20 protein-coding genes are annotated in these 20,478 nt (G+C 60.3%); 3 read left to right on the forward strand and 17 right to left on the reverse strand.

Annotated elements, in window-relative coordinates; all coding sequences use genetic code 11:
* Nucleotides 1–134: 134 nt before the first annotated feature.
* The 10 genes from ABM428_RS13245 to ABM428_RS13290 form a co-directional block, all read right to left on the reverse strand.
* The gene (locus ABM428_RS13245) at nt 135–932 is read right to left on the reverse strand and encodes a S49 family peptidase (protein ID WP_037944821.1); all 798 of its coding nucleotides are present in this window, start codon (nt 930–932) and stop codon (nt 135–137) included.
* Nucleotides 933–984: 52 nt separating this feature from the next.
* Complete coding sequence (locus ABM428_RS13250; protein WP_005849702.1) at nt 985–1,746, reverse strand: ABC transporter permease; 762 nt, start codon at nt 1,744–1,746, stop codon at nt 985–987.
* Nucleotides 1,743–2,672: an ABC transporter ATP-binding protein gene (locus tag ABM428_RS13255; RefSeq protein ID WP_005849703.1), complete on the reverse strand. Its 930-nt coding sequence runs from the start codon at nt 2,670–2,672 to the stop codon at nt 1,743–1,745. Before ABM428_RS13255 ends, ABM428_RS13250 begins: the two co-directional genes overlap by 4 nt.
* Nucleotides 2,673–2,737: 65 nt before the next feature.
* Nucleotides 2,738–3,262 carry a CoxG family protein gene (locus ABM428_RS13260; RefSeq protein WP_064215833.1) on the reverse strand — a complete coding sequence of 175 codons (525 nt, stop codon included), beginning with the start codon at nt 3,260–3,262 and terminating at the stop codon, nt 2,738–2,740.
* 140 nt (nt 3,263–3,402) lie between these two features.
* A complete protein-coding gene (locus tag ABM428_RS13265; protein ID WP_132997789.1) occupies nt 3,403–4,365 on the reverse strand; it encodes an NADPH:quinone oxidoreductase family protein in 963 nt (320 codons plus the stop codon).
* A gap of 120 nt (nt 4,366–4,485) precedes the next feature.
* Complete coding sequence (locus ABM428_RS13270; RefSeq protein WP_005849709.1) at nt 4,486–4,596, reverse strand: DUF2474 family protein; 111 nt, start codon at nt 4,594–4,596, stop codon at nt 4,486–4,488.
* Nucleotides 4,596–5,603 carry a cytochrome d ubiquinol oxidase subunit II gene (gene cydB, locus ABM428_RS13275; protein WP_005849712.1) on the reverse strand — a complete coding sequence of 336 codons (1,008 nt, stop codon included), beginning with the start codon at nt 5,601–5,603 and terminating at the stop codon, nt 4,596–4,598. Before cydB ends, ABM428_RS13270 begins: the two co-directional genes overlap by 1 nt.
* Nucleotides 5,604–5,613: 10 nt before the next feature.
* The gene (locus ABM428_RS13280; protein WP_132997790.1) at nt 5,614–7,029 is read right to left on the reverse strand and encodes a cytochrome ubiquinol oxidase subunit I; all 1,416 of its coding nucleotides are present in this window, start codon (nt 7,027–7,029) and stop codon (nt 5,614–5,616) included.
* 111 nt (nt 7,030–7,140) lie between these two features.
* Nucleotides 7,141–8,484 (reverse strand): HAMP domain-containing sensor histidine kinase, encoded by a 1,344-nt coding sequence (locus tag ABM428_RS13285; protein WP_132997791.1) that lies wholly within the window; start codon nt 8,482–8,484, stop codon nt 7,141–7,143.
* Entirely contained in the window at nt 8,481–9,152 is a 672-nt protein-coding gene (locus ABM428_RS13290) for a response regulator transcription factor (protein ID WP_005849717.1), read from the reverse strand. The genes ABM428_RS13285 and ABM428_RS13290 overlap by 4 nt, the downstream gene beginning before the upstream one ends.
* A 157-nt stretch (nt 9,153–9,309) precedes the next feature.
* Here ABM428_RS13290 and ABM428_RS13295 point away from each other — a divergent pair, with 157 nt between their 5' ends.
* Entirely contained in the window at nt 9,310–10,428 is a 1,119-nt protein-coding gene (locus tag ABM428_RS13295; protein ID WP_132997792.1) for a Do family serine endopeptidase, read from the forward strand.
* 152 nt (nt 10,429–10,580) lie between these two features.
* Here ABM428_RS13295 and ABM428_RS13300 read toward each other — a convergent pair whose 3' ends face one another.
* From ABM428_RS13300 to ABM428_RS13330, 7 genes are all read right to left on the reverse strand, one after another.
* Nucleotides 10,581–11,726 (reverse strand): iron-containing alcohol dehydrogenase, encoded by a 1,146-nt coding sequence (locus ABM428_RS13300; protein WP_005849721.1) that lies wholly within the window; start codon nt 11,724–11,726, stop codon nt 10,581–10,583.
* A 5-nt stretch (nt 11,727–11,731) separates the two neighbouring features.
* Nucleotides 11,732–13,108, reverse strand: a complete 1,377-nt coding sequence (locus tag ABM428_RS13305; RefSeq protein ID WP_132997793.1) for an aldehyde dehydrogenase family protein — start codon at nt 13,106–13,108, stop codon at nt 11,732–11,734.
* A gap of 3 nt (nt 13,109–13,111) precedes the next feature.
* Nucleotides 13,112–14,473 carry a glutamine synthetase family protein gene (locus ABM428_RS13310; RefSeq protein ID WP_005849725.1) on the reverse strand — a complete coding sequence of 454 codons (1,362 nt, stop codon included), beginning with the start codon at nt 14,471–14,473 and terminating at the stop codon, nt 13,112–13,114.
* A gap of 73 nt (nt 14,474–14,546) precedes the next feature.
* On the reverse strand, nt 14,547–15,584 hold the full coding sequence (locus tag ABM428_RS13315; RefSeq protein WP_005849726.1) for a TRAP transporter substrate-binding protein: 1,038 nt from the start codon (nt 15,582–15,584) through the stop codon (nt 14,547–14,549).
* A 67-nt stretch (nt 15,585–15,651) separates the two neighbouring features.
* Complete coding sequence (locus tag ABM428_RS13320; RefSeq protein WP_005849728.1) at nt 15,652–16,977, reverse strand: TRAP transporter large permease subunit; 1,326 nt, start codon at nt 16,975–16,977, stop codon at nt 15,652–15,654.
* Nucleotides 16,967–17,488 (reverse strand): TRAP transporter small permease subunit, encoded by a 522-nt coding sequence (locus tag ABM428_RS13325; RefSeq protein ID WP_005849730.1) that lies wholly within the window; start codon nt 17,486–17,488, stop codon nt 16,967–16,969. The genes ABM428_RS13320 and ABM428_RS13325 overlap by 11 nt, the downstream gene beginning before the upstream one ends.
* Complete coding sequence (locus ABM428_RS13330; protein ID WP_132997794.1) at nt 17,485–18,252, reverse strand: N-formylglutamate amidohydrolase; 768 nt, start codon at nt 18,250–18,252, stop codon at nt 17,485–17,487. Before ABM428_RS13330 ends, ABM428_RS13325 begins: the two co-directional genes overlap by 4 nt.
* A gap of 114 nt (nt 18,253–18,366) precedes the next feature.
* On the opposite strand from ABM428_RS13330, the gene ABM428_RS13335 reads away from it, so the two are divergent.
* Entirely contained in the window at nt 18,367–19,227 is an 861-nt protein-coding gene (locus tag ABM428_RS13335) for a MurR/RpiR family transcriptional regulator (protein ID WP_005849734.1), read from the forward strand.
* A 127-nt stretch (nt 19,228–19,354) separates the two neighbouring features.
* Nucleotides 19,355–20,449: a carboxynorspermidine decarboxylase gene (gene nspC, locus ABM428_RS13340; protein WP_132997795.1), complete on the forward strand. Its 1,095-nt coding sequence runs from the start codon at nt 19,355–19,357 to the stop codon at nt 20,447–20,449.
* Nucleotides 20,450–20,478: the final 29 nt, after the last annotated feature.

Here is a 20,478-nt window from a genome sequence, read left to right on the forward strand (position 1 = left end):
CCAATGCGATAGCGTCCACAATTATTACATTTCTTCTGGCTCAGGCGCTTACCGCCCAACCAGTGCATCTTTCCAAACCATGCGAGCGTGCCCATGGCGACCAGAAACAATAAGACAATCTTAAAGACCATGCGTCAGAGCCCGAACCGCGCATAGGCCGCGCGCTCTTCAATACTGTCGACCGCGTCGCCGATAATCTGCGCACCAAAGCGGGACAGCAGCCCTTTTTTGGTGCCGTAGCGGTTGAACTTCACCTTGTCGCCAAAGCGTTGCTTGATCATCGGGCGCAGGTGGCCGATGCCGTCGATCAGCCCCAGCTCGGTGGCGCGTTTCGCCAGCCAGACCTCTCCGGTGAACAGGTCAGTGTCAGAGGAGAGCTTGCTCCCGCGGCGTGATGTGACGTGATCGATAAAGTTTCCGTGGATATCCTCCAGCAGTTGCTTCAACCGCGCGACATCTTCGGGCTTTTCAGGGCGGAACGGGTCGAGCATGGATTTGGACTGGCCTGCGGTATAAACCCGCCGCTCTACCCCGTGGCGTTGGATAAATTCATCCGCACCAAAAGACGCCGAGATCACACCGATGGACCCCAGAACGGAACTGGGATCGGCATAGATCTCATCCGCAGCCGCGGCCAGCCAATATCCGCCAGAGGCCGCGACATCTTCGACAAAGGCGATGACGGGGATGTTCTTTTCCTCAGCCAGACGCCGGATGCGCGCGCCGATCAACGACGATTGCACCGGGCTACCGCCGGGACTGCTGATTTCCAAAACCACAGCCGCGGGTTTGCCGCGGTTGAATGCCTTGTCGATGGCGGGGCCAATGCCGCTGTCGTTCAGGCCACCACGGGTGCGGCCCCCGATCACGCCGGACAGTCGCACCACGGAAACCGTCGGACGGGAGGCCAAAAAGGGAAGGTATTTTCTCATACCTTCCCATGTAGAGTGCACCATACCTGCAAACAAGGAGGGCACCCGATACTTACTGCCTAATCCGCCAGCCGGTACGGAAAATCCAACCGATCACCGCAAGACACAGCGCCGTAAAGCCCGCGATGGCCAAAAGGCTGGTTACAATCGGCACATCCGCCGATCCGAAGAAGGCCCAGCGGAAGCCCGAGATCAGATACACCACCGGGTTAAAGTGAGAGATCACCTGCCACACCGGCGGCAGCATAGAGATCGAATAGAACGATCCCCCAAGGAAGACCAAGGGCGTCACAATCAACAGCGGCACAAGCTGCAACTGTTCAAAGTTGCCCGCCCAAATCCCGATGATGAAGCCCATCAGCGAAAAGCTGATGCAGGTCAGTACCAGAAAGGCCACCATCCAGATCGGATGTTGAATGGTGATGTCCACAAAGAAGAACGCCGTGAGCAGGATGATCACCCCGATAAACAGAGCTTTGGTCGCCGCAGCCCCGACATAGCCACAGACAATTTCGATAAAGTTAACCGGCGCGGATAAAAGTTCGAACACGGTGCCGATGAACTTGGGGAAATAGATGCCAAAGGACGCGTTCGAGATCGACTGCGTGATCACGCTAAGCATGATCAGCCCCGGTACAATGAACGCGCCATAGCTGATGCCTTCTACCTCTTGGATACGGCTGCCGATCGCCGCGCCGAACACTACGAAATACAGCGACGTCGACAACACCGGAGAGATCAGACTCTGCGTGATGGTGCGAAAGAAGCGCGCCATTTCAAACGTGTAGATGGATTTGACAGCGATCCAGTTCATGCCGCGTCCTCCTTGACCAGATCGACAAAAATATCCTCAAGACTGCTTTGCGACGTCTCAAGATCAGACAGCACAAGCCCCGCGGCCGCGACATCGGACAAGAGCTTGGTGATGCCCGTCCGCTCTGCCCGCGTGTCATAGGAATAGATCAACGCGTGCCCGTCGTCGGACAGTGTCAGCGCGTCAGAGACAAGACTGTCGGGGATCGCGTCAATCGGTTGGGTCAGCTGCACCACCAACTGCTTTTTCCCCATGCGTGACATCAACGTGTCTTTATCCTCGACCAGCAGCAGCTCGCCATGGGCGATCACACCAATCCGGTCGGCAATCGCCTCGGCTTCCTCGATATAGTGGGTGGTGAGGATGATGGTCACGCCGCTGGCTTTCAGATCCGCGACGATATTCCACATATCGCGGCGCAGTTCTACGTCGACGCCGGCGGTGGGTTCGTCCAAGAACAGGACGCGGGGCTCGTGCGCCAATGCCTTGGCAATCAAGACACGACGTTTCATCCCGCCCGACAAGGCGCGGATCTGGCTGTCTTTCTTGTCCCACAGCGATAGCTGCCGCAGGATCTTTTCAACTGCTGCATCATCCTTGGGCTTCCCAAACAACCCGCGCGAGAAACGCACAGTGCTGATGACTTTTTCAAAGGGTTCAAGGTTGATCTCTTGCGGTACCAGCCCGATCATCGACCGCGCACCACGGTAGTCGTCTACCGTGTCGAAACCGCCCACAGTGACGCTACCGCCTGTGCCGGTCGTGATCCCGCAAATGGTTGAAATAAGTGTTGTTTTCCCTGCGCCATTAGGGCCAAGCAGGGCAAGGATTTCGCCCTCTCGGATGTTCAGCGACACGCCTTTCAGCGCCTCGAACCCATCCGCATAGGCCTTGCGCAGGTCGGTGATCTTTACGATGTCAGGCATGGGCGTCTCCGGTGTTGTTGGCCGGAAACTAGACTGATTATTCCAAAGTGAACAGGCCCTACCCGTCAGCTTTTGCTGCGGCCGAACCAGCCCTTTTTCTCGGCTGGTGCATCCGCTGCCTCTGCCGCTTCCGCCGGCGCATCCTCGGCTGGGCCCTCAAGCGTTTCTTGCAGGTTGTTAAAGAACTGGTCCGCCATCTTTTTGGCAAACCCGTCGATGATCCGGCTGCCAAGCTGCGCAAGCTTGCCGCCGACCTTGGCCTCGACGTCATAGGAAAGCTCGGTCCCGCCATCGACAGCAGCCAGCGTCACGTCCGCCTCGCCCTTGGCAAAGCCCGCAGCACCGCCTTTGCCTTCGCCGCTGATCTTGATCGACTGGTCAGGCACCATATCGGTCATGGTGACCTGCCCCTTGAACGTGGCTTTGACGGGGCCGACCTTCTGCACCACGGTCGCCTCGAACCCTTCTTCCGGCGAACCGGTCACCTCGGTCGCGCCGGGGACGCATTTGATCAGCATGTCAGGGTCCAGCAGCGCGGCATATACCTCTGCCGGGCTGGCTGCGATCTGGCGGGTCTCTGACATTTTCATGGGGGCTCTCCGTTGATGGCTTTGCGACAACCTAGCGCACATCAATTGGCGACGCCAAGGTCAAACGCGCGGGTCCGGCTTTTGCGATAGGGCCGCAAAAGACCTCAACAGTCGCCAAATCTCCAAATAAAACGCAGACCCTAGCTGACCCGTACGATGACCTTGCCCGTCGCCTTGCGCGTGCGCAGCAGATCCAGCGCTTCGTTCGCTTGATCCAGCGGCAGCACGTGGCTTACATGGGGTTTCAGCTTGCCGGCGCTATACCAGTCAATCAGCACCTTGAAGCTGTCTGTCAGCACCTGCGGTTTGAAATTCTTGTAGCCGCCCCAGAAAAAACCCAGCACGTCGATGTTCTTGACCAGCAGGATATTGGCAGGGATCTGCGGCACCTCGCCCGAGGCAAACCCAAGCGGCAGGATGCGGGCCTCGGGGTTGCAGGCCCGCAGCGCCGCCTTGAACTGGTCGCCGCCGATCGGGTCGTAGACGACATCCGCCCCGCCCAAGGATTTCACCACCTCGCGGATGTCATCGGTTTCTGAATCGATCAGATGGTCGGCCCCGGCAGCGCGGCAAATCTCCAGCTTGGCCGCACCACGGGCGCAGGCGATGACCTCTGCCCCCATGAGCTTGCCCAGCTCCACCGCGGTCAGCCCGACCCCGCCTGATGCCCCCAGCACCAGCAGACGTTCCCCCGGTTGCAGCCGCGCCTTGTAGTCCAGCGCCACATGGCTGGTGCCATAGGCCACAAGAAAGGCCGCGGCATCCTCGGCCGGCATATCGTCGGGGATCGGCACGCAGACATTGGCGGGAATGGCGGCATATTCGGCCAGCCCCAGCAGACCGCTATAGGCTGCGATCCGTTGACCAACGGCCAGATCGGTCACGCCCTCACCTACGGCGGCGACGCTGCCCGAAAGCTCCATCCCCAGCGTGAAGGGCAGATCCGGCTTTTGCTGATATGTCCCCTTGATCATCAGCAGGTCACCAAAGTTCAACCCGCAGGCATCGACCTTGATCAACACTTCGCCAGCGGCGGGGACGGGCATTTCCAGCTCTTGTTCGGACACAGGCTGGTCATAGGCGGTGACTTGCATGGCGCGCATCGGGGGATCCTTTTGCTATTTCACGCAAAAGGGCCAGAGCATTGGCGGCTTTGCAACCCCCTTGCCCCGGCCCTTGTGAAATTACCCAACGGCAGATGCCTGGCCCCGCCATGCTCCCCCTCAGGGCATGATCATCAATCGGATCCCATAGGCCACCAGCCCAAGCGCAGCGACGCTCAGCACCCAGATCAGGACAAACCACCCGGTGCGTGTCATCCAGTTGCGTCGCATCAGTGGTAGCCCTCTTCGGGGTCGATCTTCCCGCGGAACACCCAATAGGTATAGATCGTGTAAGACAGGATCATCGGCAGCAGGACCAAGGTGCCGACCAAGGCGAACTTGAGGCTGCTGTCTGGTGCGGCGGCCTCGACGATGGTCAGCGAGGAAGGCACGATATAGGGATAAAAGCTGATCCCGATCCCGATAAAGCCCAGCACGAACAGCGCCAGCGCGCAGAGGAACGGCGTCACATCCCAATGACGTTGCAGCCCGTGGAACAGCCCATAGACGGCCGCGGCCACCAAGGCAGGCACCAGAAAGCTGAAGATCGCGGTCGGAAAGGCGAACCAGCGGCCAAAGAAAGCGTCATTCAGGAAGGGCGTCCAAAGGCTGACGAGCCCCATGAACACCAGTGTCGCAATGGCAAAGGGCCAGGCCAGCCGCCGCATATGCGCCTGAATACGCCCCTCGAGCTTCATGTTCAGCCAGGTCGCGCCCAGCATCGCATAGCCGACGGTCACCGCGAAACCGGTCAGGACAGAGAATGGCGTCAGCCAGTCCCACCAGCCGCCGGCATAGGCGCGGTTCTCGATCTCGATCCCCTGCACCAGCGCGCCAAGCGCGATCCCCTGACACATGGAGGCCACCAGCGAGCCCCCGAAGAACGAGATATCCCACAGATGTTTGCCCCGCACCGTGCGCCAGCGGTATTCGAAAGCGACGCCACGAAAGACCAGCCCCAGCAGCATCAGGATGATCGGCATATAAAGCGCGGGCATCACCGTGGCATAGGCCAGCGGGAAAACGGCGAACAAACCGCCGCCGCCCAGAACCAGCCACGTTTCATTGCCGTCCCAGATCGGCGCGACAGAGTTCATCATCACATCGCGTTCGCCCTCGTCCTTGGACAACGGGAACAATAGCCCGACCCCAAGGTCGAATCCGTCGAGAATGACATAGATCAGCACCGCAAGCGCGATGATGCCGGCCCAGATAAACGAAAGCTCTAATCCAAACATCTGCTGTCTCCTACTCTGACGCTGCTATGTCTTGGGTCTTGTCCTGCGCCACCGGAGTCGTCCCCGCCGCCCGCACCGGCCCGTCGGTGAGCTCTTCCTGCGCGCCCACATGGGGGCGTTTGCGCATCAGCCCGAGGATATAGAACACCCCCGCCCCGAAGACGAAGAAATAGACCACGATGAACGAGATCAACGATGCACCAACCGCAGGCGCGCTGACTGGCGCAAGGCTGTCACTGGTGCGCAGCAGCCCGTAGACGGTAAAGGGCTGACGCCCGACCTCGGTCGTGATCCACCCGGCCAGCACGGCGACAAAGCCCATCGGCCCCATGACGATCGCCGCCCGATGCAACCAGCGCGAGCTGTGCAGCGTCCCGCGCCAGCGCGCGATCCCGCCCCAGAGGCCAAAGCCCAGCATGGCAAAACCAAGCCCCACCATCACCCGGAACGAGAAAAAGACGATGGCAACCGGCGGCTCGTCCTCGTCAGGGATCGTGTCCAGCCCGGCCAGCGGCGCGTTCAGGTCATGCTTGAGGATCAGCGACGACAGTTTCGGCACCTCGATGGCGTAATCGACCCGTTTTTCTGCCTGATTAGGAATACCGAACAGGATCAGCGGCGCGCCGTCGGGGTGGCTGTCGAAATGCCCCTCCATCGCCATGACCTTGGCGGGCTGATGCTCTAGCGTGTTGATGCCGTGGAAATCCCCTGCCGCGATCTGCAAGGGGGTGACCAGCAGCAGCATCCACATCGCCATAGAGAACATGCGCCGCGACGCAGGCCCCTGATTGTCCTTCAGCAAGTGCCACGCACCCACAGCGCCCACAACCAGCGCCGTCGTCAGATAAGCCGCCAGCACCATATGCAGCAAACGGTAGGGGAAGGACGGGTTGAAGACGATCTTCCACCAATCCAGCGGAATGAACTGCTCCACGTCGTTAAAGCCATAGCCCGCGGGGGTCTGCATCCAGCTGTTCACCGACAAGATCCAAGTGGCGGAAAGCAACGTGCCAAAGGCAACCATCGCTGTGGCAAACATATGCAGCCCCGGCCCGACCCGTTTCAGACCAAACAGCATGATGCCCAGAAAGCCGGCCTCGAGGAAGAAGGCCGACAGCACCTCATAGGCCATCAGCGGCCCGACCACCGGCCCCGCCTTGTCAGAGAAGACCGACCAGTTGGTCCCGAATTGATAGGACATCACAATGCCCGACACGACGCCCATGCCAAAGGCCACGGCAAATATCTTTTTCCAGTAGTCGAAAAGCACCCTGTAGGTTTCGTCCTTGGTCCAAAGCCAAAGCGCATTCACCACAGCCAGAAAGCTGGCCAACCCGATCGAGAACGCCGGAAAAATAATGTGAAACGAAACGGTAAAGGCGAATTGGACCCGTGCCAGAACCTCGGCGGAAAACCCATCAAGCATGTCGTACCTCGTAGTGAATGGCCAAAAACAACGGGTTTCGGCCCTTACACCCTAGATAGCGCTGCACCCCCCATAAGTCACATGCTCAAATCGCCGCAGAAGACGGGCGTGCTATAGGGTGATGCGCACAAGAAGCCCCGGCGCGTTGTCCAGCAGCGCGATCTGCCCGCCGTGCAGCTTTACCACCCCCTCCACAAGGCTGAGCCCCAGCCCGTTGCCCGGCGTGTGGCGACTGGCATCCAATCGATACAAGCGGCGCAGCACTTTGTCGCGCGCGTCTTCGGGGATGCCGGGGCCATTGTCAGCCACCTCGATCACAGGCTGACCCTGCGCATGGGAAAGCGTCAGGGTGATCTCGCTGCCCTCGGGCGTGTGGCGCATGGCGTTTTCCAGCAGGTTCGACATCATCTGCCCCAACAGGTTCTTATCGCCCGAGACGGTGATTTGCGCGTCGGGCACGACGCTGTGCAACCGCTGCTGCTTGGCCGCGGCGGCGGGCTCGTACACTTCGGTGAGGGTCTCGCAAAGCTGGTTCAGATCGACAGAGGCGAAATGCGTCTTGGGCGACCCTGCCTCGACCGAAGCGATCTGTAGCAGCGATTGAAAGACCGATGCGATGCCCGCGACCTCCTCCTGCGCTTTGGCCAGCAAGATGCCTTCGTCCGTGTCTTCGGGCAGGCTGCGCGCCAGATCGTCCAGATGCACCGCGACGCGCTGGATCGGTGTCTTGAGGTCATGCGCAATGTCCGACGATACCTGCCGCAGCATCTGGGTCTGCGCCTCTTGTGCGCCTGCCATCTGGTTCACTTTGCTGCCGATACGTTGCAGATCATCCGCCCACCCCGGCGACACGGTCACCCGCGCAGCAAGATCGCCGGTCGTCAGGTCATCCAGCGTGCGCCCGATGACATCCACATGCCGCTTGCTGCGCCGCGCCAGATAAAGCCCGCCCGACAAAGCGACCAGCACCGTGGGCAGCAGGCTGATCAGCAGGATATTCAGGAACACCGTGCGCAACCCTTCGATCTGCGCGCGGCTGCGGGCGACGGTCAACTGCCCGCCATACAGCGGCGTTGTCAGCGACAGGTAGACCCCGTCATATTCGGCCCGTCCCTCGGCCAGCGACACGATATGATAGCCTTCGTCATCTCGCGCGATGGCCCCGTTACCATAGATACGCCCCGACGGGGTGATATAGCTAAGCACTACGCGGCTGGGATCGGCGTCGCGCGATTCAGCGTCCACCAGCAGGGCCACAGCGCGGGCATTGGGGGCCGCGCGAAAGCCCGCGATATCCTGTTCAAGATCCGCACGGATCGCGGTTTCAAATGAATTCTGCGTCACCGCATAGCTGGCCGCCAACCCCATCAGGCTGACGGTCGAGAAGAGCAAGACCAGCAGCAGCGCCAACCGCACCGGCATGGACCGCCATAGCTGCGCCAGACGCGCGGTCATCCGTCGATCCGGTAGCCGGCACCGCGCACGGTCTGGATCAGCTCGCGGTCAAAGGGTTTGTCCACCTTGGCCCGCAAACGGCTGATGTGGGTTTCGACAACGTTGGTCATCGGGTCAAAGCTGATGTCCCAGACCGCCTCAAGCAACATGGTCCGGGTCTGCACCCTGCCCTTGCGACGCAGCAGATGTTCAAGCAGAGCAAATTCACGAGGCAGCAGGTCGATCTCCTGTCCGGCGCGGGTCACCTTGCGGGTGATCAGTTGCATTTCAAGATCGCCTGCACGCAGCACGGTTTCCTGCTCCATCGCTTGGGGGCGCCGTGCGAGAGCGGTGACACGCGCCGAAAGCTCGCCAAAGGCGAAGGGTTTGACAAGATAGTCGTCGCCGCCTGCGTTCAATCCGCTGATACGGTCATCGACGCTGCCCATGGCGGTCAGAAACAGCACCGGCGTCAGGTTACCCGCACCGCGCAAGGTCTTGACCAGGGTCAGCCCGTCGATCTCTGGCAGCATCCGGTCGACGATCAGCACGTCGTAAGCACCCGAGGTCGCCTGTATCAGCCCCTCGCGCCCTTCAGCGACAAGATCAACGGTATGCCCTTCTTCGCGCAACCCCCGCGCGATATAGGTTCCGGTGGTTGCATCATCTTCGACGACAAGCAGTTTCATATACAATGGTCCATTGAGGCTTTGATCCTTCGATACCTGATATAGGGCGTGCTGCCACCTGCGAGAGACAAGTTTACACATTTGTATAGCCCGCAAAAACCCGCTGTTAGAATGGGCTGCCATTTGGGTGTCATCCCTGAAGACGAAGGAACCACCCATGACAACTCTTTTCTCCTCCCCTCGCCGCGCCGCACCCTTTGTGCTCGCAGCGGCCCTCGCCTCTACCTCGGCCATGACGCTTGCCCCGACGGCGGCTCTGGCGGTGCCCGCCGGCGGCTATGCCGATCTGGTAGAACAAATCTCACCCGCTGTTGTCTTCATCGAGGTGACCGGCACGGCAGAGCAGGCCAGCGCGCAGGTGCAACTGCCCGAAGGCATGCCAGAGGAGCTGCGCAAACGTTTTGAACAACTGATGCCACAAGGACCGGCTGGCGCACAGCCGATGCACGGGCTTGGGTCGGGCTTTATCGTGTCCAAGGACGGAATGATCGTAACGAACAACCACGTTGTCACCGGTGCCGACACGGTCAAGGTCAAGCTGGCCGATGGCCGCAGCTTTGACGCCAAGGTGGTCGGCAGCGATGTGCTGACAGATATTGCCGTTCTCAAGGTCGAAGCGGATGTGGACCTTCCAGCGGTGAAATTCGGGTCTTCCGATGACATGCGCGTCGGCGACGAGGTGGTCGCCATGGGCAACCCCTTTGGTCTGGGTGGCACGGTCACCACCGGCATCATCTCGGCCAAGTCGCGTAATATCAACGCAGGCCCCTATGATGACTTTATCCAGACCGATGCGGCGATCAACCGTGGCAACTCCGGCGGGCCGCTGTTCAATAACGCGGGCGAAGTGATTGGCGTGAACACCGCGATCCTGTCGCCTGATGGCGGCTCTGTCGGGATCGGCTTTTCCGTACCATCCGATCTGGTGCAGGACATCGTGGCCGACCTGTCCGACGACGGGGAAATCACCCGCGGCTGGCTTGGCGTACAAATCCGTCCGATGACGGCAGAGGTCGCGCAAGTGCTGGGGCTGGACGCGCCGAAAGGGGCGGTGATCGAAGCCATCGGCGATGACAGCCCGGCCAAGAAAGCGGGTCTTGAGAAAGGTGATATCATCCTGTCGTTCAACGACACAGAGATCAAGGAACTGCGCGATCTGACCCGCGCTGTGGCCGAAACCGATCCGGAAGCCAAAGCCGAGGTCATGGTCCTGCACAAGGGCAAAGAGGTCACGCGGACGGTCACCATCGGCACATTGGCCGATCAAAAAGCGTAAGCGTCTTCCAGCGGGCTTACCTCGTTCCCTGCTGGATTTGCCCGACCGCGTTCCCCAACGCGGCGGGCCCCACCGCCCGTCCCCCCGGTGCGGCAGACCACCTCCGACGCAGACCGTCGGGGGTGGTTTTCTTTTGGGCCCTCTGCGGAAGTTTAGATTGTCGCCTCGAACAGCTTGCGCAGGTTTTCGGTGGTCAATGTCACGGGGTTGCCACCGCAAGACGGATCTTCAAGCGCCATCGCGACGAGATCGTCGATCCGGTCTGCGCTTACGCCCATGTCCGACAGTTTGCGCGGGATACCGAAGCTGTCGTTGAACTCCTGCACGAAGGCACGGAAGCCGTCATAGCCGCCGTCGATCCCCAGATACCCTGCCGCGCGGTCAAAGCGTTCGCGGATTTCAGGCTCGTTCAGGTCCAGCACCGCGGGCATGCAGACCGCATTGGTGGTGCCGTGGTGCGTGTTAAACACCGCGCCGATCGGGTGGCTCATGGCGTGGATCGCGCCCAGACCCTTCTGGAACGCCGTCGCCCCCATCGCCGCCGCCGACATCAGCTGCGCGCGCGCTTCGATGTCGTTGCCGTCTGCATAGGCGCGCGGCAGATAGTCGATGACCAGCCGCATGCCCTCCAGCGCGATACCTTGCGACATGGGGTGGTAATGCGGGCTGCTGAACGCCTCGACGCAATGGGCAAAGGCATCAAGGCCGGTGCCTGCGGTGATATGTTTGGGCATCCCTACCGTCAGTTCGGGGTCGCAGATCACGATGCTGGGCAGCACCTTGGGGTGGAAAATGATCTTTTTCACATGGGTTTCAGAGTTGGTCAGCACCGACGCGCGCCCCACTTCGGACCCGGTGCCCGCCGTGGTGGGCACCGCGATGATCGGCGCGATGGCGTCGGCATCGGCGCGGGTCCACCAATCGCCCACATCCTCGTAATCCCACACAGGCCGCGACTGTCCCGCCATGAAGGCGACCATCTTGCCCAGATCAAGACCAGAGCCACCGCCAAAGGCGATCACACCATCATGCCCGCCCTCGCGGTAGACCTTCAGCCCCGCCTCGAGGTTCAGCTCGGTCGGGTTTGCGTCCACTTCCGAGAACATCGCGCGGCCAAAGCCTGCGCCGTCCAGCAGGTCCAGCGTGCGGGTCGTGATCTCCATCGAGGCAAGACCCTTGTCCGTCACCAGCAAGGGGTTTTTCATCCCCGTGGCCACGCAGGCCTCTCCGATTTCAGAAATACGGCCCGCGCCAAAGCGGATGGCGGTGGGGTAGGACCAGTTGTTTTGCAGTGCCATACGGATCAAGCCTTTTTCAGGTGGTAAGATTTGGGGCGCGTCAGCGACTGATAGCCAAGCTCGGACAGGCCCGCGCCCTGCCCTGTGTCCTTGCAGCCGGTCCAGCACAGGGCCGGATCAAGGTAATCGCAGCGGTTCATGAACACGGTGCCGGTTTCCAGCTGCGCGCCGATCACATCGGCGGCATCCGCATCCTTGGTAAAGATCGCGGCGGTCAGGCCGAACTGGCAGTCGTTCATCAGCGCAATCGCTTCGGCGTCGTCCTTGACGGGCATGATGCCGACGACGGGGCCAAAGCTTTCGTCGCGCATCACGCGCATGTCGTGGGTGACGTTGGTCAGGATCTGCGGTGTGAGATACGCACCGCCGTCATCCGCCTCAAAGGTATCGATCAGCGCGGTGGCACCGGCGGCGACGGCCTCGGATATCTGGGCGCGGACCTCGGCGGCGAAACGGACGTTCGCCATGGGGCCGATATCGGTATCCGCCTCAAGCGGGTTGCCAAGCTTGAGCGCATTGACCCAAGCCACGGCCTTTTCGACAAAGGCATCATACAGGCTTTCGTGCACATAAATCCGTTCGATCCCGCAGCAGCACTGCCCCGCGTTGAACATCGCCCCATCCATCAGCCCGTCAACAGCGGCGTCGACATCCGCGTCGGCGCGCACATAGCCGGGGTCTTTGCCCCCCAGTTCCGTCGCAACCGGGGTGAAGGTGCCTGCGGCTGCAATCTCCATCGCCTTGCCGCCCCCGACCGAGCCGGTGAAGTTCACGAAACCGAACTGCCGTTCGGCGATCAGCGCCGAGGTGGTGTCGTGATCAAGAAAGACGTTCTGGAAGACATCGTCGGGGATGCCGGCGGCGTGGAAAGCTTCGGCCAGACGTTCACCCACTTGCAGGGTTTGGGTGGCGTGTTTCAGCACAACGGTATTGCCCGCGATCAGCGCTGGCGCGACCGTGTTGATCGCCGTCATATAGGGGTAGTTCCACGGGGCCACGACCAGCACAACGCCGCGCGCCTCGCGGGTGATCTTGCGGGTAGCCTTGTCGCTGTCTTCGACAATCGTCGGGGCCAGCGCCTTTTCGGCGATATCTGCCATATAGTTGCCGCGCTCGGCAAAGCCGCCGAACTCGCCGCCATAGCGCACGGGACGGCCCATCTGATGCGCCAGTTCCTGCGCCATACGATCGGTGGTTTTGCCCACCTCGGCAATGGCATCGCGCACCAGTTGGACACGTTCGGACAAGGGGCGCGCGGCCCATGCGCCTTGTGCTGCCTTGGCGCGGGCGCAGACATCGCGTGCCGCATCCAGCGACAGGACAGGGCGTTCAAGGTAAACCGATCCGTCAATCGGTGAGATACATTTCAAAGTGTTTGTCATGGCTTATGCTCGCTCAAATCCGCGGTTGATTTCCCAGTCGGTCACGACCTTGTCGTATTCCTCCTGCTCCCATTCGGCTGCGCGGGTGTAGTGGTCAACCACGTCGTCGCCAAGGGCCTCGCGCAGCATGGCAGAGTTGCGCAGCGTTTGGGTCGCGGCACGCAGGGTGCGGGGGATTTCGGTGACGTTGGCGTCTTCGTAGACATCGCCCATCGTCGGCTCTTGCAGGGGCAGCTTTTCCTCGATCCCCTTGAGGCCCGCCGCCAGCAACACAGCCTGCGCCAGATAGGGGTTCAGGTCAGACCCGCCGATGCGACATTCAACGCGAATCCCCTTGGTGCCATCGCCACACAGCCGGAAGCCCGCGGTGCGGTTATCGACAGACCAGACGGTTTTCGTAGGCGCAAAGGTGCCTTTGGCAAAGCGTTTGTAGCTGTTGATATAGGGCGCGAAGAAATAAGTGATATCAGGGGCATAGGCGATCAGACCCGCCATGAAATGCTGCATCATCTGCGACATGCCCAGCTTGGCGTCCTTGTCATAGAATGCAGGCGTGCCGTCTTTCCACAGCGACATATGCACGTGGCTGGACGACCCCACCTTATCCGCCGACCACTTGGGCAGGAAAGAGGCCGAGAACCCCTGCTGATAGGCGATCTCTTTCACCGCTTGTTTCGAAATCGTGTGATGATCGGCACAGGCCAGCGCATCGGCATAGCGGATGTTAAGCTCTTGCTGGCCGACCTCGGCCTCGCCCTTGGTGCATTCGACCGGAATCCCCGCCCCCACCAGATGGTTGCGCAGCGGCTGGAGGAAGCTTTCCTCTTTCGTGGTCTGGAACAGGCAGTAGTCTTCGTTGTGGCCGTTCAGGGGCACGAGGTTGGCGTATTTTTCTTTCTGCAAGGTGCGGTAGTCGCCCTCGAACAGAAAGAACTCAAGCTCGGTCGCCATCATCGCGTCAAAGCCAAGCGCATCCAGACGGGCGATCTGCTTTTTCAGCATGGCGCGCGGCGAATGGGAGACAGGTTCGTGGGTGTGGTGATCCAGCACATCGCCAAGCACCAGCACGGTTTTATCCAGCCACGGCACATGGCGCATGGTCGACAGATCAGGCCGCAGCACATAGTCGCCATAGCCGGTTTCCCAGCTGGTCGAGGCAAAGCCCTCGGGCGTGGACATCACCAGATCGGTTGCCAGCAGATAGTTGCAGCAATGCGTCTCCGCGTGGGAATGATCGATGAAATTCGTGACGTGAAAACGCTTGCCCATCAGGCGGCCCTGCATGTCCACCAGTGCCACCAGCACCGTGTCCACCTCGCCTTTGGCGGCCAGGTCCTTGAGCGTGTCGAAAGTAAGGTTGCCCATCTGCAAACGTCCCTTTTGATGTGAGGAGGCGGCACAGATGCGCCGCCCCGATGGTCATGATGTCAAAGCCGGATCAGCCGAAAGTATAGGGCGGGCCCGCTTTCGAGATGACGTTGTTATAGTCGCGGAAAATCTGCACGATCTTGGCGGCGGTTTCGCCTTCTTCCGCCATCTCGTCCCAGAATTTCACTGCCGCTTCCTCGACCACTTTCCATTCGTCCTGCGGTACGGATGTCAGCTCCAGCTTCTCGCCCGATGCACGCAGACGCGCCTCGCCGCCCCAGTACCATTGGTTGCGGTAGGTGTGGCTCGCCTCGATCGCGGAGTTCACGATCTGCTTGAGGTGGTCCGGCAGCTCTGCCCATTTCTCGGCGTTGACGAAGAACGATCCGATCCACGCCCCCGAGATGTTGTTGGTGCAGAAGTAGTTGGTCACATCGGCCCAGCCGACGGTGTAGTCTTCGGTGATGCCCGACCACGCCATACCGTCCAGCTCGCCCGTCTGCACCGCGACTTCAGCGTCCTCGTAAGGGATGTTAACCGGCACAACGCCGAATTGCGACAGGAAGCGACCCGCCGTCGGGAAGGTATAAAGTTTGAGCCCGTCCATGTCGGCCAGCGATTTGATCGGCTTGACGGTGTTGAAGTTACACGGATCTTGCCCCGCCGCAGACAGCCAATGCACGCCAACCTTGGCGTATTCCTCGCGCCAGATGTCGGCCAGACCGTATTGGTTAAACAGCACCGGCACGTCGAGCGCGTGTTTCGTCGCCAGCGGGAAATACCCGCCGAAGGACCGCACAGGCGTGGGCGACGCCATGGAGTCATCATCCGAGTGCACGCCGTCGATGGTGCCGCGTTGCAGCGCTTGGAAAAGCTCGCCCGTGGGGACGATCTGGTCGGCGTAGAACAGCTCGATTTCCAGCTCACCTTGGGCAGCGGCGTTGATTGCGTCGATGGCCGGTTTCGTCACCTCTTCGCCTAGTGCAGACCCCGCATAGGTCTGGAAACGCCAGCGGATCGGCTCTTGGGCGTGCAGGATCGATGGTGCGGCAAGGGTTGCCGGACCGGCAACGGCGGCACCTTTCAGGAACTTACGTCTTGTTGTCATGTCTCATACTCCTTGTTGGGGTTGGGATGAAAAGGGCCAGTTGCTCTGACCGCTTGGTTGTTAATGCTTATTTTCCATAGACATAGTCCGGCAGCCAAAGCGCGATCTGCGGGAAGATCATGACCACCGCGAGCGCCAGCACCATCACCCCGACAAAGGGGATGATCGACCGGTAGATATCGCGGATCGTGATCTCTGGCGGGGCCATGGCGCGCATCAGGAACAGGTTATAACCAAAGGGCGGCGTCATATAGGCGATCTGGCAGGTGATCGTATAAAGCACACCATACCACACCAGATCGAACCCGAGCGCGCCCACCAGCGGCACATAGAGCGGGGCCACGATGACCAGCATCGCCGTGTCGTCAAGAAACGTCCCCATGACCAGAAACGAAAGCTGCATCAGGATCAGGATCACCCAAGGGTTCAGACCCCATTGTTCGGTAAACAGGTTTTCAATCGCCTTGACCGCCCCAAGCCCGTCAAACACCGCACCAAAGGCCAGCGCGGCGAGGATGATCCACATGAACATGCACGTGATCGCAAGGGTCTGGCGCACCGAAGTCTCGAACACCGCCCGCGTCATCCGCCCCTTGAGCACCGCAGCCAGAAAGGCCGCAATCGCACCAATGGCAGAGCTTTCGACAAGCGAGGTCCAGCCGTTCACAAAGGGCACCATCATCACGGCAAAGATCACAACCGGCAGCAGGCCCGCGCGCAGCAAGCGCAGCTTTTCGGGCCAACCCACATCGCGTTCCTCGGCGGAAAGGGCGGGGCCCAGATCGGGGTTCAGGCGGCAGCGGATGGCGATATAGATGATGAACATCGTGGCCATCATCAGCCCCGGGATCGCGCCCGCCAGCCACAATTGCCCCACTGGTTGCCGCGCAATCATCGCATACAGCACCAGCACGACCGACGGCGGCACAAGGATGCCAAGGCTGGACCCCGCCTGAATGACCCCTGTCACCATCAGCTTGTCATAGTTGCGTTTCAAAAGCTCGGGCAGCGCAATCGTGGCCCCAATCGCCATGCCCGCCACCGACAGGCCGTTCATAGCAGAGATCAGCACCATCAGCCCGATCGTCCCGATGGCCAGCCCGCCGCGCAAACCGCCCATCCACACGTGAAACATTTTATATAGATCGTCGGCAATTTTACTTTCCGACAGCACGTAGCCCATGAAGATGAACATCGGCAGGGTCAGCAGCGGATACCAACGCATCAGCTTGATCGCGGCAGAGAACCCGATGTCATAGCCGCCGCGATCCCCCCAAAGAAACAGCGCCGCAATCACCGCGACAAAGCCGATGGCCCCGAACACGCGCTGTCCGGTCAGCAGCATCAGCATCATGGTCGAAAACATCAGGATGGCGATCAACTCATAGGGCATCGCGGGTCTCCTCTGCCGATTTGAGGAAAAGGATGTCCTTGAACAGTTCAGAGACAGCTTGAAGCAGCATCAGGGTGATGCCGATGCACATGGTCACTTTGACCGGCCACATATAGGGACGCCACGCGGTCGGGCTGCGCTCCCCCCCGTATTTGAACGAATACATCGTGGATTCGATACCGCCCCATAGCAGGATCACCAGATAGATCAGCAGGAAAAAGACGGTGATACAGTCCGTCCAGGCCTTCTTGCGCGGGGTCAATTCGGCATAGAACAGGTCCATCCGCACGTTCGCGCCCATCTGCAAAGCATAAGGCCCGCCAAGGATGTAGTAGCCCACCATCACGAACTGCGCCATTTCCAGCGTCCAGATCTGGGGCGAGGCGAATGTCTTGTTATAGGACGACCACAGCAGGATCCCCATGAGCACAAAAATCCCGTACATCATGATCCGGCCAAGGCCATAGTTAAAGCCATCGACCACCCGGATATATCTGCGCATCGCGTTCATTCTGCGGCCTCGCTGTCGGGGATGGGAAAGGCTTGGGTCAGGCTTTCGGCCAGATGCCGCGCCATGGACTGCGCTTTTTCGGGTGTATCGATCAGATCATTGCGAATCTCGATCATCACGGCGGGCAGCGCCTGCGCCTCGCCATGTTCTTCAAGCGTATAGGTCACGCCGTCCGTCGCGGCATAGGGTTCGTTCAGCGCCGAAGCATATCGCCCCCGCGCCTGTTCGACCGCCAGCAATGCCTGCGCGGCGGCGGGCTGCGCGTGATAGAGAAAGCCGAGTTCAACCGCGCGGGTCGCCCCGTTATAGACAGGCGTAAAGCTGTGGATCGTGACCAGCACCGGTGCGGCTTGGGCGGGCTGCCAGCTTTCGCGAACACGCGCGACCGCATCGTGAAATGGCGTATGCACCTGATCAAAACGCTGCTGCCGTCCGGCATCGTCCAAAGCGGCATTTCCGGGGATGTCATAGATCTCGCTGCGCGCCGGAATACAGTCCGGGGCCGCAAGCGGGCGGTTGCAATCATAGACCAGACGGGAGATGTCACCGGCCACCAAAGGCGCGTCCAGAGCATCTGACAGCGCGTGCGCCACATCCAGCGCGCCGATGTCCCACGCGGCGTGCGAACAGCTTGCCGCAGGGGACAACCCCAACCCGTCCAACGCATCGGGTATCCGGCGCGAGGCGTGTTCACACACCAACAGCCAGCCCCCCTGCCCCTGCGGGTTCACGATGTTTACGGCATTCCAGTCAGTATTGGTCACGGCGCCCCTATCGTCTTGTTGCCTCACAATCACTACAGAATTTTCTAGCCTGTCAAGATTTTTTCTGTAATCTTTGCTTCACACTGATCTGCGCTGTACCGAAAGGAACATGAGTTGCACAAAAAAGCACTGGTCCGCGATCTGCTGAAAGAAAAGCAGACCGAGCTAACGGCGGCAGAGCGTAAACTGTCGGCTGTTCTGCTGGACGACCAGTTGCTCACGGGGCTGCAATCCATTACACGGCTGGCCGAGCTGGCCGAGGTGTCATCGCCCACCATCATCCGACTGGCGCGCAAGCTGGGGTTCGACGGTTTCTCGGATATGCAGGACGCCATCCGCGATGAAATCGGCGCACGGATGAAAAAGCCGCTGGCCAAGCTCGACACCCCCGGTGACAGCAGCGATCACATGGTGTCGCGCTTTATTCAGGCGGTATCGGGCAATGTGAACCGCACGCTTGAACGGCTTGATCTGGCTGAATTCGACGAGGTTGCGGCGCTGCTGTCCGATCCGTCGCACAGGCTCTATCTGCTGGGTGGGCGGATCACGCGGTCTAACGCGCATTACTTTTTCAACCACCTGCAGATCATCCGGCCGCAGGTCACCCTGCTCGATTCCTCCCCCAGTGCATGGCCGCAATCCTTGCTGGATATGGACGCGGGTTCGGTGCTGATCGTCTTTGACATCCGCCGCTATGAAAAAGAGCTGGAAAAGCTCGCCGATCTTGCGGTCAAGCAAGGCGCGACCATCGTGCTGTTCACCGATGCCTGGGGGTCGCCTATCGAAAAACACGCCCGCCACTGTTTCCGCGCCATGGTCGAGGTGCCGTCGAGCTGGGACTCAACGCTGGCGATTAACTTTCTGATCGAAGCGCTGGTCGCCGACGTGCAATCGCGCAGCTCCGACCAAAGCGCGGAACGGATCGCGGCGCTGGAACAGATGATCGGCGAGTCGCGCATTTTTCGCAGCAACTAAGCCCCAGCCGCCCCCCGCACGCCGGCACGGCGTCCTCCGTTCGTGGCACATCAGAGTTTGCGTTGAACGGCAACATCCCCTAATCGGAACGCGCACCGCGTCTGCGTCGTTTTGTAAAGGATCTGCCATGAAGACCCCGTATTATCTGATCGACAAATCCCGCCTTCAGGCCAACATGGAAAAGATCGCCTGGCTGCGCGAGGCATCCGGCGCGAAATCCTTGCTGGCGTTGAAATGCTTTGCCACATGGTCGGTCTTTGACTTCATGGCGCAGTATATGGATGGGTCCACGTCCTCCTCGCTCTATGAGGTCAAACTGGGGTACGAGAAATTCGGCGGCGAAACCCACGCCTATTCAGTGGCCTATGACGATGACGAGATCGCCGAGGTGCTGGCCAATAGCGACAAGATCATCTTCAATTCCATCGGCCAGCTGGACCGTTTCGATGTGGCATCGGCAGGGCATACGCGCGGGCTGCGGGTGAACCCCGGTGTGTCGACATCGGAATTCGATCTGGCCGACCCCGCCCGCCCCTTCAGCCGTTTGGGCGAACATGATCCGGCGCAGATCGCCGCCGTGGCCGACCGCATCACCGGGCTCATGTTCCACAACAACTGCGAAAATGACGATTATGACCGCTTCGCTGACATGCTGACGTTGATCGAGGACCGCTTTGGCGACACGATCCACCGGATGGACTGGATCAGCCTTGGTGGTGGCATCCATTTCACCGGCGAAGGCTACCCGCTGGACCGTCTGGCAGCGCGATTGAAAACCCTGTCGGATACCTATGGCGTGCAGGTCTACCTCGAACCGGGCGAAGCCGCGATTACCGGTGCCGCCACGCTAGAGACGACCGTGCTCGACACGCTGCACAACGGCAAGAACCTTGCCATCGTCGACAGCTCCATCGAGGCGCATATGCTTGATCTGCTGATCTACCGCGAGCCCGCCAAAGTGGCCCCGAACACCGGTGACCACGACTGGATGATCTGCGGCAAATCCTGCCTTGCGGGCGACATCTTTGGCGAGTTCAAGTTCGACGCCCCGCTTAAACCCGGTGACCGCATTTCGTTTCAGGACGCTGCGGGCTATACTATGGTCAAGAAGAACTGGTTCAACGGCGTCAAGATGCCCGGCATCGCCATTCGTGAACTTGATGGAACGATCACATCGGTCCGGTCATTCGACTACGAGGATTTCAAATCCGCCCTCTCCTAACCCTTCCCTTACAAGAGGTGTACTGAATA

Origin of the sequence: Sulfitobacter sp. TCYB15, from assembly GCF_040435955.1 — a bacterium.
GTDB lineage: Bacteria > Pseudomonadota > Alphaproteobacteria > Rhodobacterales > Rhodobacteraceae > Sulfitobacter > Sulfitobacter pontiacus.

Excerpts from the sequence above, each read along its gene's own strand:
- ABM428_RS13245 (WP_037944821.1), bottom strand. The coding sequence starts at position 932 with ATGAGAAAATACCTTCCCTTTTTGGCCTCCCGTCCGACGGTTTCCGTG.
- ABM428_RS13250 (WP_005849702.1), bottom strand. The coding sequence starts at position 1,746 with ATGAACTGGATCGCTGTCAAATCCATCTACACGTTTGAAATGGCGCGC.
- ABM428_RS13255 (WP_005849703.1), bottom strand. The coding sequence starts at position 2,672 with ATGCCTGACATCGTAAAGATCACCGACCTGCGCAAGGCCTATGCGGAT.
- ABM428_RS13260 (WP_064215833.1), bottom strand. The coding sequence starts at position 3,262 with ATGAAAATGTCAGAGACCCGCCAGATCGCAGCCAGCCCGGCAGAGGTA.
- ABM428_RS13265 (WP_132997789.1), bottom strand. The coding sequence starts at position 4,365 with ATGCGCGCCATGCAAGTCACCGCCTATGACCAGCCTGTGTCCGAACAA.
- ABM428_RS13270 (WP_005849709.1), bottom strand. The coding sequence starts at position 4,596 with ATGCGACGCAACTGGATGACACGCACCGGGTGGTTTGTCCTGATCTGG.
- cydB (WP_005849712.1), bottom strand. The coding sequence starts at position 5,603 with ATGTTTGGATTAGAGCTTTCGTTTATCTGGGCCGGCATCATCGCGCTT.
- ABM428_RS13280 (WP_132997790.1), bottom strand. The coding sequence starts at position 7,029 with ATGCTTGATGGGTTTTCCGCCGAGGTTCTGGCACGGGTCCAATTCGCC.
- ABM428_RS13285 (WP_132997791.1), bottom strand. The coding sequence starts at position 8,484 with ATGACCGCGCGTCTGGCGCAGCTATGGCGGTCCATGCCGGTGCGGTTG.
- ABM428_RS13290 (WP_005849717.1), bottom strand. The coding sequence starts at position 9,152 with ATGAAACTGCTTGTCGTCGAAGATGATGCAACCACCGGAACCTATATC.
- ABM428_RS13295 (WP_132997792.1), top strand. The coding sequence starts at position 9,310 with ATGACAACTCTTTTCTCCTCCCCTCGCCGCGCCGCACCCTTTGTGCTC.
- ABM428_RS13300 (WP_005849721.1), bottom strand. The coding sequence starts at position 11,726 with ATGGCACTGCAAAACAACTGGTCCTACCCCACCGCCATCCGCTTTGGC.
- ABM428_RS13305 (WP_132997793.1), bottom strand. The coding sequence starts at position 13,108 with ATGACAAACACTTTGAAATGTATCTCACCGATTGACGGATCGGTTTAC.
- ABM428_RS13310 (WP_005849725.1), bottom strand. The coding sequence starts at position 14,473 with ATGGGCAACCTTACTTTCGACACGCTCAAGGACCTGGCCGCCAAAGGC.
- ABM428_RS13315 (WP_005849726.1), bottom strand. The coding sequence starts at position 15,584 with ATGACAACAAGACGTAAGTTCCTGAAAGGTGCCGCCGTTGCCGGTCCG.
- ABM428_RS13320 (WP_005849728.1), bottom strand. The coding sequence starts at position 16,977 with ATGCCCTATGAGTTGATCGCCATCCTGATGTTTTCGACCATGATGCTG.
- ABM428_RS13325 (WP_005849730.1), bottom strand. The coding sequence starts at position 17,488 with ATGAACGCGATGCGCAGATATATCCGGGTGGTCGATGGCTTTAACTAT.
- nspC (WP_132997795.1), top strand. The coding sequence starts at position 19,355 with ATGAAGACCCCGTATTATCTGATCGACAAATCCCGCCTTCAGGCCAAC.